The following is a 13,268-nucleotide window of genomic DNA, read 5'->3' on the forward strand; positions in this document are numbered from 1 at the left end:
TTTAGTAATTAAGTAATCTTATGTCTAATATATTAACCATATAAATTATTATCGTCAATAAAAATGTCTTGAATTAAATACTATTTATTTCGTAATACTTTTCTAAGTGTATTCCTAGTTATCATTTATTTTCAAAGATAATGATCGATATAATAAATATCAGTTTCGTCAAAATCTTCAATTAATTTTTCGTTAAACTCGTGAACAGACGTTACATGATGACCAAAAGACTTCTCTATAATAAGACGGTTCAATCCTTTTGTAGCCCACAGTCCACTTTCCTTAATATTTAAAGCAATGACATCAAATACTTCTGGTATAACAGATAGGTAAAACATGCGGTTTTCAGAAATGTTTAATTCTGTTTCACGCCTCTTTACAAGGCTCAGCAAATTTTGATAGCCCACTATATTCGCTGTATCTAATTGACAATAACGAAATGTGCTAATAACTTCCTCTACTCCTGATTGGTCATCAGTAGATATTCTAAAAAATGTAGCAAGGGATTGCCCTACTATTGTTTGAAATTCCACATCTGACATTGCCCTTCTGCCAATACCGATAATCGAAATAGATTGCGGTATATTTTGATTACTAAATAGATTGTATAAAGCAGGATAAATTTTGCGTTTCGCTAAATCCCCTGTCGCTCCGGATAAAGTGAAACTTTAATCAGTGGGGGTTTTGTTCATCCCCCACCTAACTTCTATGATATCGCTGAATTTTGAGGTGGGGGTCTTACTGCCTGTTAATGCGGGATAAAAGAAATGTCATTGAATCCATTTGCTATCTCCCTTTTAAAACAATTGCTAGAATAGAATATATAAGCTCATTCGCTACTTAGCACAATATTGTCTCTAAAACCTCATACTTTACCAATGTTTCTTCAATACAATTTTCCCAAGAGCACGTTCTGACTCACTTATGTGGTGTGCTTTTTTTACGCCTTCTACATGTAAAGGCAACACATGTGTTACAACAGGTTTAATCTTCCCGCCCTCAATTAATTCTGTAATAAGAGAAAGTTCATATCCGTTAGGTTCAGTAAATATGTGTTCAACATGAATATCTTTCTCTATAGATATTTCAGTTTGCGGAATTTCTATACCTTTCGGGCCATAAATAGACGCTAACTTTCCATTTGGTGCAAGCACTTTATAACTATCCTTTAGTACATCCCCGCCTAACACATCAAATACAATATTGTAATTATGCAGAAGTAAAGAAAAGTCTTCTGTTTTGTAATCAATTACAGTATCAGCGCCTAGATCCTTTACAAACTGTATGTTTTTCGTACTAGTTGTAGTTGCAACATGCGCACCGAAACTTTTCACCAGCTGAATAGCAAACGTGCCAATCCCGCCAGATCCAGCATGAATTAAAACCTTATTACCTTTTTGAACATTAGCGAACTTCACTAAACTTTGCCAACTTGTCAAACCTACAAGAGGGATTGATGCTGCTTCTTCAAAAGATAGATTTCTCGGTTTTTTCGCGACATATTTCTCATCTACAGCCACGTACTCTGCATAAGTACCGTTTCGTTCAATATCTGGACGACTATATACTTCATCCCCCACTTTACATGCTGTAACTTTTTTTCCTATAGCAGCAACTACACCTGCAACATCCCATCCTAAAACGAGCGGGAATTCATAAGAAATTACGTCTTGAAGTAAACCTTCACGTATTTTCCAATCCACGGGGTTTACACCAGCTGCATATACTTCAATCAGTACATCGTTTTCTCCCAATAAGGGTGTTTGCATTTCAATCTCTTGTAGTACACTTTTATCTCCATATTGCATAAGTCCTATCGCTTTCATTCTTTCCACTCCTTTACAATGCAGGGAAATGAGGAAGTACTTCTTCCCCTAGCTCATCCAACACTTCATTAGCCGGGCGTTGACCATCAAATAGAGCAAGGAATAAATGATTCACACCAATACTTTTGTATATATCAAGTAATTCAATTAGTGCCTTACGTCCTGTACGGTAACCTAAACGTATCGGCGTAGGACGTTCATTTGGATCTTCAGATAAGTCTAAATGCATCGGTTGTATAAATGGTTTGAATACATCTGGATGATAATCCTCTACTCGTTCTCTCCATTGTCCAATTGCTGCCGCCTGATGCACTGGACTACGTGGGTAGTACATCCATCCATCACCATGATTAGCGAACCAGTCCATATTTTGCTGACTAAAACCTGTAATAAAGGTCGGAACATGTTTAGACGGTTTTGGAACTAAATTCGCTCCATTCACTTCTCCTAGTGTCGACTGGATAGACGGGAAGTTTTTATACAAAATCTCTTCCAAGTAAGCAAACGCTTCTCTAAACTTTTCACCTCGTGTTTCATGACTAACACCTAACGCTTTAAAATCGGCACGTCGGTCACCTGATGAAACACCGAGCATAATTCTTTCTGGAAACAGTTGATCCAATGTCGCAATTTCTTTCGCTACACGCAATGGATGACGAAGTGACAACACTGTTGCCGACGTTCCAAATGCGATTTTCTCTGTCTTGCTTGCTAAATACGTCAAATAAATCATCATATCGTAAATTTGACCTGTTGCAGGATCACCAAAATCAGGGTCTTGCAGCAATACATCGCGAAGCCATACACCTGTAAAACCGTATTGTTCCGCTTTTTGTACCAACTCTACTTGTTTTTCCATCGTTGGAGCATGAAACTGATAATTTTCAATCGGAATGTGAACTCCTAATGTAAGTTGATCTTTCGCAAACATACGATTATATCCAAAATGATTCGCAAACTTTTCCATGTGTTTCACTCACTTTCCTTCATTCATATAAATCTATACTTTTCTTTACTCTTAATATTTCTTTTCAAATTTCATAGACAATGCTGTAACACCACATTGTTGCCGATTGTAATCGTTATAACTTTCTTTGTGCTACGAGTGTTATTATAAATCGGTCATAACTTGAATAACAGTACGTACTTTAAAGTGATGTAGGCACTTAAAAGTACCTATATCAAATGCCTGATTATAGTTTTAATCAATAAATCATGCTGCATAAAAATAATGCCCTTCCTTCAACAACGTCTAAAGTTGCTTCTGCAGGTGCGTTACACTATTTCACTCAAATCTCCTCAAAAAAATGATTGACTTGTAGTGAAAGGAGCATAATTACAAATGAGCGATATATTCAAAATATCAGATTTCACAAAGAAAACAGGATTAAATACAGATACAATTAGGTACTACGAAAAAATCAACCTCCTTCCCCCAGCTAAAAGAAATGAGAATAATAATAGGTACTATGTTCAAATAGATATCGATCTAATACTTTTCATTAATCATCTAAAAAGAACGCAAATGCCCTTACATACAATACAAAAATATATGGAATTCTCACGAGCCAGATTCATAATATTATACTTATTTTTTGTACTTTGCTATGCTATAACCACGAACAGGAGGTAAGGACCAATGAAAGCACAAGTTATCCATTCTTTTGGAGATTCATCCGTATTTCAATTAGAAGAAGTTGCAAAACCGAAACTTTTACCAGGTCATGTTCTAATTCATGTAAAAGCAACAAGTGTAAATCCAATCGATACTAAAATGCGTAGTGGTGCCGTTTTATCAGTTGCTCCTGAATTCCCAGCTATATTACACGGGGATGTAGCTGGTATTGTTATAGGAGTAGGAGAAGGCGTTTCGAAATTCAAAACTGGTGATGAAGTATATGGATGTGCTGGAGGTTTTAAAGAAACTGGAGGTGCACTTGCAGAGTTTATGCTTGCTGATGCGCGATTAATTGCTCATAAGCCTAACAATTTAACAATGGAAGAAGCTGCTGCTCTACCATTAGTTGCAATTACAGCTTGGGAATCTTTATTTGATCGTGCAAATATTAAACCTGGTCAAAATGTTCTCATTCATGGAGCTACTGGTGGCGTAGGACACGTAGCCATTCAATTAGCTAAATGGGCAGGTGCTAAAGTTTTCACAACAGCTTCTCAGCAAAACAAAATGGAAATAGCCCATCGTCTAGGAGCCGACATAGCTATTAATTATAAAGAAGAATCTGTTCAAGAATATGTGCAAAAACATACGAATGGCAACGGATTTGAAGTTATATTTGATACGGTAGGTGGCAAGAATCTCGATCATTCTTTTGAAGCTGCTGCGGTCAATGGAACTGTCGTAACAATTGCAGCTCGTTCAACCCATGACCTCTCTCCTTTACACGCAAAAGGACTTACTCTGCACGTTACTTTTATGGCGTTAAAAATATTACATACAGATAAACGTGACGCTTGCGGGGAAATTTTAACTAAACTAACGCAAATAGTAGAAGAAGGAAAACTTCGTCCATTGCTAGATTCGAAACCTTTTACGTTTGATGAAATTGCACAAGCACATGAATATTTGGAATCAAATAAAGCAATAGGGAAAATAGTGTTGAAAAACGTTTGGTAATTTCCACCAAATAATACAAATAACAGCAGGATTGCTTCGTCTTATCTTTTTCTTAAGAAATGCCACAACGCTAAAAGCTTTCCATCCTTTACAACAAGTAAAAAAAGAACAGCCGAATTTTTCTTATAGTAGAAAATCCGGCTGTTTTCTTATCACAATTTGCTTTTTGTATATTTCTATTAATGAGTAAAATACAACTTATTTGTCTTACCATCTTATCTTCAACAGTATACTATGTTGTTTTTAATTTATTAAAATACACTACGTACTAATCCCCCGTCTATTCGCAACGCGGAACCATTAATCGCTGAAGAAAGTGGGCTGCTTAAGAAAGTGACAAGATTGGCAATTTCTTCTGGTCGAATAAGTCTTTGAATAATAGAGGTTGGTCGATTCTCTTTCATAAATCGCTTCTCAGCTTCTTCTATTGTCAATTGCTCATTAGGATAAAGACTATTTAACATAGTCTCCACTCCTTCCGTTAAAGTCGAACCAGGCATTATAGTATTAACAGTCACATTCGTTCCTGTCGTCAGCTCAGCTAAACTGCGAGAAAGTGAGAGTTGCATCGTTTTAGTCGCACTATAGTGAGCCATTTCTTGAGATGGCATAATAGCTGCTTCGCTAGCAATAAAGATAACTCTTCCTTCTTTTCTTTCAATCATTTTTTTCAAGTACGAGCGAGTAAGTCGAACACCACTCATAATATTGACTTCAAACAATTTAAACCAATCTTCATCAGGGATATCAAAATATTCTACAGGTTCAAAAATTCCTAAGTTGTTAATAAGAATGTCTACTTCAGGGTACTTTTCAATCACATTTTGGCACCCTTGTTCTGTTCCTAAATCAGCTACTACAGGTTGAAGGATAGCCTCCGGATACTGCGCTCGAATTTCGTTTATCGTTTGATTAACATTTTCTTCACGGCGTCCATTAATAAGTACAGTAGCTCCTTCCGCTACTAATGAAGTGGCAATTGCTTTTCCAATGCCTGCCGTAGATCCAGTAACCAGTGCTGTTTTTCCTTTTAATTGCATATGCATATAGATCCCTCCAAATTCATGTGCTACATGATTGACTTACGTTGGAATAAATAATTACGTTTATATTGTGGTTCACTTCTCTTATCTTTAACAGAAAATAAGCTGATCCACCTTTTTTTCGAAAGAGTATAAACGAAAATTATGTAGCTATTGGACTCTGTACTGAATTAAAAATCGAAATTATCATCATTTACATCTACTCGATAATTCTGATTCTAATCATTGTCATGTTAAAAAATCACATCAACAGCAGAGTAAAGCTAAAACCAACTAATAAATACCATTATGATATATATTAACGATAAAGAAAATTACGCACTTTAAAGTTCCATAGGAACAAAAAAGTGCCCTATAAACTATAATTTCTAACTCTTTATATTTGCTAAAGTAGTATCTTTTTTATCATAGAAAAGGTTGTAAAATCACACATTCTTACATACAGTTATAGGATTATTTTTATCCTAATTAACTAAAAACCATATAACACATTTGTAAAATAAAATTCTAAAAAAACCTTGCAGAAAAATTCTACAAGGTTTTTGCCTATACACACAATTTAATCACTATATTAAAATAAAAGGGTTTATAATTCATCAAAATATTATTAAATATAAGCTGCTTTAAAGGCTTGTTGGACAGCTTGTACTTCTAATGAGTCTTTACCATATAAGTTCGTTGCTACACGAATACAAGCTTCTTTTAATTCTTTAAAGTCAGAAGTCATATTTAATTCATCCGTATTTGCATAATAGAAAATATCAAACATTTTATCTTCTCCAATGCCATGTACGTATACTCCATTATGGTTTCCACCACTAGCAATCAAATAAGCTACTTTATTAATAATGCTAGAGTTCGTGTGTACACCACCATGATCGTGGTCAGCATCAATAGGTAAGTTATTATAATGTCTATAGTCCTCCGGATATCTAGAAGAGATAGATGATGGGTTTTTCATATCTCTAAAAATTCGACCTGATTGTTCTCCCATTGTCCAATTGAACTTTCCGTTATTGGCATACTTTTCAACTGCTACTCCTAAAATATCAGATAGAGCCTCATTAATTGCACCAGCTTCTCCTGCATACTCAAGTCCAGACTCATTTCTTGTAACCGCGTGTGTAAATTCATGTCCTGCCACATCAAATGCTCTAACAATTGGATCTCCGTATACTAGCATAGCTCCATTACTAAATGCATTAAACCACTGCTTAGGATTTCCTTTATTCGTACCATTTGTGTTCCAACCATGAACGACAGAAATTACTTTTTGTCCGTTATTATCAAAGCTGTTACGGCCATATTTTTCTTGATAAAAATCATATACTTTCGTTGCTAAATAATGAGCACTAACTGCTTTAGGATCAGTAAAATTTGTAGAATTACTTGTTACTAAATCATCGAGATACCCCCATACATTTCTTCTATAATTATTATAATCTTTATAATTAGCAGTATATGTTTCAATTCCCTTACCACGAGAATAATCTGCAAGCATGTACGTTCCATCACTTCGCTGCGTAATTCCAAACGTACGATTCATACCTAAGTCATCTTTTCCTGTACCTGTTAATCTTGAAGGATCTTGTGATTTATTTGCTGTCGCAGATTGGACAATACTACTATCTACTTGTATACCCAATTTTTGAACGAGTTCTTTTAATAGATTACCACCAAAAGCATCAATTAATACTGTACCAGATACATATTCAGGTGTAGATGCACTAAAAGTAATTTGATATGCGTTTGTAGCTTTATTTGTATTTTCATCTACATATACCACTTGTTTAATTTCTGGTTCTTCAATAAATGTGAGATCATTTCCATAGATGTTGAAAAGCTGTTTCTTTGCATCCTCTTCTGATAAAGTAATAGGTTGTTTCAAATCTTCCTGTTGTTGTAAATCTTGGGCACTATCTCCCGAAACACTCGTAAGTACACCATCATCATTAATATGTGCTGTTAGTTGATATCCGTATACATCACGGCCTTCATATGTTTGTTGAAGACGCACCAATGTAGTACCATCATAAGATTTACGACTTTGCGTCACATTATAATTAACTTTTGATTCCGTATTAACTTGCTTTGAGGATAATGCTTGTTCTGTTTTTCCTTTTAACGCATCCTTTGCTACATTTTCTGCCGATTTTTGAGAAGGTGCTGTTAAATTACCTGTTCGGAACGTATCTTCCTTTGTTTCTACTTTTAAATCTTCTGTTGCCGCATGTACTCCTCCATAAGGCATAATCGCCGATAACACCACTCCTGTAGTTAAACCTACCTTTACGAAATTATTCATATTCTTACTCCTTTATAATTGTGTTATTAAATTAAGTAAATGTATTTTAGAATTTTAAGCATAGATAAAAATTTTAACTATCGCCAATCGATTTTACATACCTCTACATACATAGGTTAATAGATTGGTTTGCTACTTTTTAGATTCAATTCATTTTTCAAAAATCACTCATTATATAAACTATCTTTATATTTATTCATATACGTTATTTTTTGTGGTTCTAATAACATATTTATTGCCATCCACACATTCTTTTTCATTTCTAATTTTTGCATTGGTATCTCTTTTAAAACGGGATTACTTATAATCGCTTCCATTTCTTCATCAATTCTTTTCATAAGATTTTCTTCTGGATTATTTTTTAAATAAGTATTTTTCAGTCCCCATTTTGTCATTATAAATTCATTTGTTTTATTCATAGGATTAATAATAGTAGCTTTACTAGTTAATCGTTTTTTTATTTCATCATGATAGATTTTAATTTTATATCCTTCTTTTAGTGGAATGGTATCTTTTACAATCGTTACATTTGCCCCTTCCATTTCCTTCGTATAAATTTTTTCACCTTTCTCATTAAACACCTCTATTGATGCGTATTTTTCATCTGCATAATAGCTATGAGGCGTTTTAGTAGTAACCGTAAAAACAGCTCGCTTTTGCTCTAAGTCTGTATTTAATTCGGCAAACTGATCATCTCCTAATCCTAGGAATTGAATCGTTTCACTTACCAAATTGCTCACTTTCATTTCGTTAACATCAATCGTTAGACTATTATCCTTTTCCTTTACATAGGCATAATACGAACGGAAATGATACATTCTATCCATTTTCCCACCTGAAATTTCAACCGTATAAACCCCATTTGGTACGTCTTGTAAATTGATATCTGCTGTTTCAATTGTTTTTTCTTGAACAACTGTATTCCCTTCTTTTAATTTAATTTTTCCTCCTTTCAATGTATCTATTTCATTTGTATTTAAATGGATATGCAAATTCCCTTTTAACCCAAGTGAAGCAATTTGCTGATTCGTAACTATTTCAAAGTTAGAGTTTATCGGAATATCAGGATCAACTAGAGCTCTCGCCTTAGCTAATTGTGATTCAGGCACTATATACGCTAAAGAAGTAACTGCCGGATAACCTTTCGCCCTATTCACCTCTATTTGTTTATGATTAAGCTTAAAGCCCCAACTTTCAAAAACGGGTGTAAAATCAACTTGTACATTCTCGCTATAATACTGATTCATTAAATCTGGTAAAGAATGGTCACCTTTTTTAAAAGCAACATTACTAGCTAGTTTTCGATAACCTTGATACATTTTTGCAAAAGCTTCATTGCCAGCTTTTTGTTTCGCCATCGTTAAAAGAATAAGTTTTTGTCGTAAATCTAAGTCATCATAATTTTTATTTTCTTTCATTAAAGCATTGTATAAATTCCGTTCTACCTGTTCCTTCTTCCCAAAATTAAATAACCAACCAACTTGATCTGCTTTTTTGCCGTATTTACTATATTGATATTGAACACCAAATAGATTATTAGAAACTTCTCCTGTAAATATTCCTTGATTATCAAAACCTGCTTGGTATCCATGAGCGATTTCATGTAAAGTTCCCCAACTTAGTTTATCTAACCACATCTTTGTACTATCTGTACTATTCGCTGTCCAATTTGCGCCATAATAGGCACCGCCAGCACCAGATATATCTGCTTTTAAGAAATAACGATTTTGACTTTTTTTATTTTCAACCGTTGAGCCATCTAAACCAATAATAGAATCATACATCGCAAAAATATCTTCATAATATGCAATTAACTCATCCAACGATTGAAAGTCTTTTAAAGATCTTACTAACTCTTTATCTTTTTTAGGTATAAATAATTGGAAACTCTCCTCTTGAATTAATGCATACTCTCCATCAAATTGATCCCATGTACTAAAAAATTGAGATACACTTCCTTGTTGTTTATAAATTGGAAGAGGTTTCGTAGCACTTTCATTCCCCACTTGGTACTCAAGTATGGCGGGCTCTTCACCATACGGAGTATCTATGAAAGGAACTAAAGGCGTATCACCTTGAATCGTAATCCATTCATTTCCTACTTGTATGGATTTTTCATTTTTTGAGTCATTAGACAATAAACGTACTGTTAATTTGTCTTTAAAATTAGGATTCGTTTGTCTTACCTTTAATGGTGTATTTCTCTGCAAAATAAATCCCAAATCTTGTCGATCATGATATTTCCCCTTACTTATGCCAGCCTGAAATATCCACGTAGGCTCTTCTAAACTAGTAATTTCTTTTACATTTGTTCGTTCGTCAGCATGTAAGTGTATATTTCCTATGAGGAAAAACATTGTATACATGATGCCTATAACAAGTAGCCTTTTCATTTACATATCTCCTTTTCTATTTTTTATATACAAAATACAATAAAACCCTCCTTCTTTACTTATAACTGTCGTCATTAAGTTACTTATTAGTGTAATTATTATAGTTACATTAGCTCATGATTATCAATCATTAAATATATGTAATTTTACATATATGAATGTTTAACGAAAAATTTCGAAATATCTTGTAATGATCTAATATTATTTCATACATTATTCAATAAAAAAACACACGAAGCCCCTTAAGTCTTCATGTGTTTTCATACATGTTATTACACTTGTAATTGAATAAATTATCTTATTCTGTAATATTAAATTTTGAAACCAGTTCCGTTAATTCTTCCACCTTTTCTTTCATTTTGTTAGATTGAATTGATATTTGTTCAATTGATACAGCTTGTGATTGAATTGATTTTACTGTTTGAAGAGTCTCTTTTTTTACATCCATTGCAGTTTCAGAAACTAGCGAAAGAGAAGCGTTTACTTCTTCTGTACCAGCAGACATCTCTTCTGTCGCTGCGGATACTTCTTGAATTTGACTTGTAATCTTATCAATATCTCTCATAATAGACAAGAAGGTTTGATTCGCTTTGTGGGCAGCTTCTTTTCCTTCTACTGCCTTCTGTTGGCCTTTTCGCATGACATTAACTGTATCTTGAGTATCTTGTTGAATGGATTTTATTAAATGATTCACTTCCTTTGCAGATTCTTTAGATTGCTCAGCCAAGTCTCGAACTTCTGCGGCAACCACTGCAAATCCTTTCCCATTCTCTCCAGCACGTGCCGCTTCAATAGCGGCATTTAAGGCAAGAAGATTCGTTTGTTCGGCAATATTAGTGATTGCAGCGAGAGCTGTATCAATCTGTTGTGTACGTGTAACAAGTTTATTTATTACTTTTGATGTTTCCTCGACAACATCATGCACACTATTCATTTGAAGGATAGAGTGATTTATCACTTCACTACCGATATTTATTCGTTCAGTAGTCGTTACTGCTACCTCAGCGACTACTGCTGAAGATTCAGCTACAGTTTGCACCCCTGTTTTAATTTCTTCCATTGAGGATGAGCTCTCCTGAATACTAGTTACCTGTCCTTCTATTTTTGTTTTTACTTCTAAAACAGTCTGTACAACCTCATTTGAAATACTAGACGCTCGATTTGTATCTTGTAATACGCCCTCCGTAGTAGAAATAACCTCTTGTGTTGTCATCTTAACATTCGCAATTAATTGTTGAAGGTTATCTAACATACTATTAAAAGACTGGACAATATGCCCTAATTCATTATTTGCTTTATAAGGAGTACGTGTTGTTAAATCTCCAGCTGATACTTTTTCCATATCATTTTGTAGTAACACAAGTGGTTTTCGGATAGTTAATTTAATAACATATCCAATGAATATAATTATTAAAATTGCTAAAAACGAAATACTAACAAACATTATCATTGTATTTTGAGCACTATTATTATTTTCCTTCTGTAAAAGCTCTGCATTATTACTATTATATAAAATCAATTCACGAATTGATTTTATTGATTTTTGCATATTAGGTTCAATCTCTTTTAGGTAATATGCATATGCTTCCTCATTATTAGATTTCCCTAATTCTTGCGCTTTCTTCATTTGAGTTCTTAATTCATTAAATGTTTCATGAAACGTGTTATATAATTCTTTTTCTTTAGTAGAAATAACTTTAGCCTCAAACTGCTTTAAAAGATGATCATTTTCCTGACGAATTCCGTCCATTTCTCTTATTAATTCATTCATTCTTTTTTCATCTTTTGATACCATAATTTCCATAAAGTTCATATTAACATGATAAAAATTAGATTCTACAATCCCAATCCACTCAATTGGTAGTAAATTATCCTCATACATATTAGAGGAAGTACTTTTCCCTCTTTCTAATCCCCAAAACCCTATTAGGGATAATACTATACATGCAATACTTGATATAGCTATTAGTATGTTTAGTTTTGTACCAACCTTACTGTTTCTTAATAATTTCAATTCACTTTCTCCATTCTAATATATAGTTTAAGTAATGTATTTTATAATAAGAATCCCAAAATTACGATATTTATTTTGCGATATGCAATTTTGCATATCATCCACTACTAAATCAAAATAACCTAACATTGTAATTTTAGTTTTCTGAAAATCCATGATTATGAACACAACCCATTAATTCTTTAACTTCTCATCCAAAATATCCACAAATATTGCAGCAACAGGGGAACCTATCATTGAAATATAAATTACGCTTCCATACTAGACTCGCTTAAAAATATTTTTCTTATTGCTCATTTTTCTATTTCCTCTTTATCAAAAGTACTCCTAACACATCACACTTTAAAGAAACGATAGTATTCCCTGTAATCCCCAAAAAATAAGGAAAGACATAACACATATGTCTTTCCTCTAAAGTTGTAACACTCAATATGCTCTTGGCTCTATTTAATTTTCTAATTAAATCTTTACATATCTTTCTTTATAATATTTTCTAACTCTGTCCAACTTGTAATACGCGGGATATTGAGATGTTGATTGTAAGAAGTAGTTTTTGCATACACATTTATCGGTTTTCCTATTAACGTTTCTAAGACTGCCGGCTTATCATCAAAGAAATAGTTTAATTTTATTTCTTGTATGAAGTGTATTTTTTCTTCATCCTTCATTCCATAGAAAAAGCGATTTTCATGTACCGGAAAACCTTTTTCTATTAACCATTTTTTTGTTTGCTCTCCATGCTCTTTAGGTCGCGCCGTTATATAGTAAATTTGATGTCCCTGTCTTTCTAATTCTTGCAATGTCTCTACTGCATACGGAAACGGTGAACAAGAAGTATAATAAATTTCATCCAGCAAACTATTCCACATATGACTGCCTTCCTCCGAAGTCATGCCAAATGCTTCATGAATTTCAATTGTTTTTAAAGAATGAAATATATCCAATCCTATTTTTTTGTTTAATTTTTTATTATATAAATGAAAAGCATGCTGCCTTAAATCAATTAACGTATCATCGATATCAAATCCAAACTTCACTCTTCATCGCTCCAT

Annotated in this window: 9 protein-coding genes and 1 pseudogene; 2 read left to right on the forward strand and 8 right to left on the reverse strand. The window is 33.5% G+C overall.

What is annotated here, in order from left to right; all coding sequences use genetic code 11:
- Positions 1-131: 131 nt before the first annotated feature.
- The 3 genes and pseudogenes from ATN06_RS17085 to ATN06_RS17095 form a co-directional block, all read right to left on the reverse strand.
- A pseudogene (locus tag ATN06_RS17085) lies at positions 132-668 on the reverse strand (glucose-6-phosphate dehydrogenase); the annotation flags it as partial.
- Between the two features lie 204 nt (positions 669-872).
- Positions 873-1,826 (reverse strand): NADP-dependent oxidoreductase, encoded by a 954-nt coding sequence (locus ATN06_RS17090; protein ID WP_060631639.1) that lies wholly within the window; start codon positions 1,824-1,826, stop codon positions 873-875.
- A 13-nt stretch (positions 1,827-1,839) separates the two neighbouring features.
- On the reverse strand, positions 1,840-2,793 hold the full coding sequence (locus ATN06_RS17095; protein ID WP_060631640.1) for an LLM class oxidoreductase: 954 nt from the start codon (positions 2,791-2,793) through the stop codon (positions 1,840-1,842).
- A gap of 375 nt (positions 2,794-3,168) precedes the next feature.
- On the opposite strand from ATN06_RS17095, the gene ATN06_RS17105 reads away from it, so the two are divergent.
- Positions 3,169-3,459 (forward strand): MerR family transcriptional regulator, encoded by a 291-nt coding sequence (locus ATN06_RS17105; protein WP_088115995.1) that lies wholly within the window; start codon positions 3,169-3,171, stop codon positions 3,457-3,459.
- A gap of 6 nt (positions 3,460-3,465) precedes the next feature.
- Positions 3,466-4,461, forward strand: coding sequence for a zinc-dependent alcohol dehydrogenase family protein (locus tag ATN06_RS17110; RefSeq protein WP_060631641.1), 996 nt, complete (start codon positions 3,466-3,468; stop codon positions 4,459-4,461).
- A gap of 251 nt (positions 4,462-4,712) precedes the next feature.
- Here the strand turns inward: ATN06_RS17110 and ATN06_RS17120 are convergent, their stop codons facing one another.
- From ATN06_RS17120 to ATN06_RS17140, 5 genes are all read right to left on the reverse strand, one after another.
- Complete coding sequence (locus ATN06_RS17120) at positions 4,713-5,507, reverse strand: SDR family NAD(P)-dependent oxidoreductase (RefSeq protein ID WP_000551097.1); 795 nt, start codon at positions 5,505-5,507, stop codon at positions 4,713-4,715.
- Positions 5,508-6,111: 604 nt separating this feature from the next.
- Complete coding sequence (locus ATN06_RS17125) at positions 6,112-7,809, reverse strand: M4 family metallopeptidase (protein WP_060631642.1); 1,698 nt, start codon at positions 7,807-7,809, stop codon at positions 6,112-6,114.
- 164 nt (positions 7,810-7,973) lie between these two features.
- Positions 7,974-10,202, reverse strand: coding sequence for a putative mucin/carbohydrate-binding domain-containing protein (locus ATN06_RS17130; protein ID WP_060631643.1), 2,229 nt, complete (start codon positions 10,200-10,202; stop codon positions 7,974-7,976).
- 298 nt (positions 10,203-10,500) lie between these two features.
- Positions 10,501-12,216, reverse strand: a complete 1,716-nt coding sequence (locus tag ATN06_RS17135) for a methyl-accepting chemotaxis protein (protein WP_060631644.1) — start codon at positions 12,214-12,216, stop codon at positions 10,501-10,503.
- A 467-nt stretch (positions 12,217-12,683) separates the two neighbouring features.
- The gene (locus ATN06_RS17140; RefSeq protein WP_060631645.1) at positions 12,684-13,253 is read right to left on the reverse strand and encodes a 5' nucleotidase, NT5C type; all 570 of its coding nucleotides are present in this window, start codon (positions 13,251-13,253) and stop codon (positions 12,684-12,686) included.
- Between the last annotated feature and the right edge of the window lie 15 nt (positions 13,254-13,268).

Source organism: Bacillus thuringiensis, from assembly GCF_001455345.1.
In the GTDB taxonomy this organism is placed as follows: domain Bacteria; phylum Bacillota; class Bacilli; order Bacillales; family Bacillaceae_G; genus Bacillus_A; species Bacillus_A thuringiensis_N.

Bases quoted from the DNA above. Each gene is read 5' to 3' on its own strand.
- ATN06_RS17130 (WP_060631643.1), bottom strand. From the start codon at position 10,202: ATGAAAAGGCTACTTGTTATAGGCATCATGTATACAATGTTTTTCCTC.
- ATN06_RS17090 (WP_060631639.1), bottom strand. From the start codon at position 1,826: ATGAAAGCGATAGGACTTATGCAATATGGAGATAAAAGTGTACTACAA.
- ATN06_RS17125 (WP_060631642.1), bottom strand. From the start codon at position 7,809: ATGAATAATTTCGTAAAGGTAGGTTTAACTACAGGAGTGGTGTTATCG.
- ATN06_RS17105 (WP_088115995.1), top strand. From the start codon at position 3,169: ATGAGCGATATATTCAAAATATCAGATTTCACAAAGAAAACAGGATTA.
- ATN06_RS17120 (WP_000551097.1), bottom strand. From the start codon at position 5,507: ATGCATATGCAATTAAAAGGAAAAACAGCACTGGTTACTGGATCTACG.
- ATN06_RS17110 (WP_060631641.1), top strand. From the start codon at position 3,466: ATGAAAGCACAAGTTATCCATTCTTTTGGAGATTCATCCGTATTTCAA.
- ATN06_RS17095 (WP_060631640.1), bottom strand. From the start codon at position 2,793: ATGGAAAAGTTTGCGAATCATTTTGGATATAATCGTATGTTTGCGAAA.